This window comes from Salinimicrobium profundisediminis, from assembly GCF_026241755.1.
Taxonomy (GTDB): Bacteria; Bacteroidota; Bacteroidia; order Flavobacteriales; family Flavobacteriaceae; genus Salinimicrobium; species Salinimicrobium profundisediminis.
Genome location: NZ_JAPJDA010000078.1, coordinates 1 through 2,201 on the forward strand (window position 1 = coordinate 1; position 2,201 = coordinate 2,201).

A 2,201-nucleotide genomic window follows, 5' to 3' on the forward strand; every position below is an offset into this window, starting at 1 on the left:
ATACATACCTCCGATGATATTAATTTATTTACATTTACCCTGCACAACAAGATAGCTTCGAAACATCTTTATCAAATGTAAGAGCAGTTAGTCTTAGTCCTTCTGCCATTGTTAAATATGGTGCAAGGCTATCTTTTAAATCCTCCACGGTTAAACCAAACTTAACTGCTAATGTCGCTGCATAAATCACATCACCTGCATTTTCAGATACAATATGAACTCCAAGAATTTTTAATGTTTTAGCATCAGCAACAACCTTAAATACACCTGTCGTTTCACGGTTTACTAATGCTCTTGGAACGGAATCTAAAGATAGTACAGATGTTTTTACTTCATAGCCTTGTTCTTTTGCCTTTTTCTCTGTTAAACCAACTGTTGCAATGGATGGATTTATAAATGTGACAGCAGGAAAAACTGATAAATCTAATTTTTTATTTAACCCACCAATCGCATTATCAGCAACAACCCCACCTTCATAGGCTGCTACATATACAAATTGCGGCCCTAATGTTACATCTCCTGCTGCATAAATCTTCTGATTACTTGTTCTGGCATAATCATTTATCAGTATTTCATTTCGTTTTCCGACTTCAACCCCTGCTGCACTTAAATTTAAAGAATCCGTATTTGGTTTTCTTCCTGTTGCAACAAGTAGTTGTTCTGATTCCACAACTTTTTTCTTGCCATCTACCGTTACATAAACCTTTTTTACCGCTCCAACTTGCTCTACACGCTCATAAGTTGCCCCTTTCAAAAGGTTTATACCTTGTTCTGTCAAAACCTTTTCTACAGCTTCTGAAATCTCTGGATCATATTCTTTTAAAAGACAATCACTTCTTTGGATAAGAGTTACTTCTGAACCTAAATTATGAAACAGTTGCCCAAGTTCCAACCCGATATAGCCTGAACCCATTACTGTTAATCGCTTAGGCATCTTTTTTAATTCAAGTAGTGTTGTACTTGTAATATAATCTACTTCTTCAAGTCCTGAAATTGTTGGTATTGATGGTGAAGCACCTGTTGCAATTAAAAAGCGTTTAGCAGAATGTTTCTCCCCATTTACTTCAACTGTATTTTCATCAATAAATTTTGCTTCACCCTTTATTAAATCAATACCATATTCATCAATTAAGTCTATATATTTTTGATTTCGAAGTTCGCTAACTAATTCATCCTTTTGCTTCACCAAAGAGGCTAAATCGACTTCTCCAACAGATGTTTGTAACCCTATAAATGGATTTGCTTTTGCTATATGATTGATTTCTCCTGCTCTAAGAAGTGTTTTTGATGGAACACAACCAACATTCACGCAAGTTCCACCAACAGTTCCACGTTCAATCATCCCCACTTTTGCCCCATATTCAATTGATTTAATGGCAGCAGAAAAAGCTGCCCCGCCTGAACCAATGATAAGTAAATCGTAATCACTTTTAATATCTAACTCTATATCTTTTAGCTTCTGTGTTGAAATATCTTCTATGTCTTCTGGTTGATATTTTGCTTGTTTAATTGCTTGTCTTACATTTTCAGCATTAACATCATCTGGTATTTCAAATACCGATTCACCACGTCTAAAACTGGTTTCGATATTTAAAGCACCTATGTTGGTTAAAGCAGCATAAATATGTTGTTCACAGCCTGTACAGGTCATTCCGTTGATTTTAATCCGATATTTTTTCACCTTTTCTTCCTCCTCTATTTAAAAATCAATCAAAAATCAAAGATTCAACAATAGGACATTGATGTATTGCCTTTTGATCTGGACATCGACTTTTTAAGTCCTTTAACATTGACTCAATACGCTTTAAATCTGCAATTTGTTCTTGAATTTCTAATTCTTTTTTTGATACAAATTCAAATATATTTTTGCAGCGAACTTCATCATTATCGACAACTCCAAGTAATATATATATTTCACTCAATGAAAAGCCAAGATTTTGCAGTCTTTTAATAAATTTTACACGCTTAACATCATCATCTGAATATATCCGATAACCTTCATTCGTTCGGGAAGGATCTTTTAATAATGATTTTTTTTCGTAATACCTAATTGTCTCTTTATTTACACCGGATTTTTCGGCAAACACACTAATTCGGTAACTCAAATTATTCACCCCTATAAACATAATAAACCGTGTACTAAGGTACACGGTCAAGTATAATATTAAAATTCTTTTCTTCAAGTATTCTGCCCGTTAACG

2 protein-coding genes are annotated in these 2,201 nt (G+C 34.0%); both read right to left on the reverse strand.

Annotated elements, in window-relative coordinates:
- Window positions 1-34: 34 nt before the first annotated feature.
- Window positions 35-1,681: a mercury(II) reductase gene (gene merA, locus OQ279_RS18575; RefSeq protein ID WP_026682623.1), complete on the reverse strand. Its 1,647-nt coding sequence runs from the start codon at window positions 1,679-1,681 to the stop codon at window positions 35-37.
- Between the two features lie 25 nt (window positions 1,682-1,706).
- The gene (gene merR, locus OQ279_RS18580) at window positions 1,707-2,126 is read right to left on the reverse strand and encodes a mercury resistance transcriptional regulator MerR (protein ID WP_503167777.1); all 420 of its coding nucleotides are present in this window, start codon (window positions 2,124-2,126) and stop codon (window positions 1,707-1,709) included.
- Between the last annotated feature and the right edge of the window lie 75 nt (window positions 2,127-2,201).

Coding starts and splice junctions, on each gene's coding strand:
- merR (WP_503167777.1), bottom strand. CDS start 2,126: ATGTTTATAGGGGTGAATAATTTGAGTTACCGAATTAGTGTGTTTGCC.